Origin of the sequence: Halovibrio sp. HP20-59 (assembly GCF_033052795.2) — a bacterium.
Taxonomy (GTDB): Bacteria; Pseudomonadota; Gammaproteobacteria; order Pseudomonadales; family Halomonadaceae; genus Vreelandella.
Genome location: NZ_JAWJUW020000118.1, coordinates 1 through 257, shown reverse-complemented (window position 1 = coordinate 257; position 257 = coordinate 1). Strand labels below are relative to the sequence as shown.

General features: G+C 72.8%; 1 protein-coding gene. It reads left to right on the top strand.

Annotated features, from left to right (window positions below):
- Positions 1-257: hypothetical protein (locus tag RZA33_RS19605; RefSeq protein ID WP_322976232.1), on the top strand; the 257-nt coding region annotated here is incomplete at both ends.

The window sequence follows — 257 nt, the reverse complement described above, 5'->3', positions numbered from 1 at the left end:
ATGCGCCGGCCCTGGTCGGTTGGGTGAGTCAGCCCGCGGTCAGCGTGCAGATCACTATCGGCAGCCCGCCGCCGCCGGTCTTTGGCTGGTACCCGCTGGCGCCGCGCGAGATCTATGTGCCGGCCTACAGCCACAGCCCCGCCTATGTGGGCCGCATCAACGACCCGCGCGACCTGCGCGACCCGGTGACGGTGCAGCGGCCGCATCTCTACCGCGACGCACCGACGGCGGTCAGCCTGCTGCCGGCGCCCGGTGCG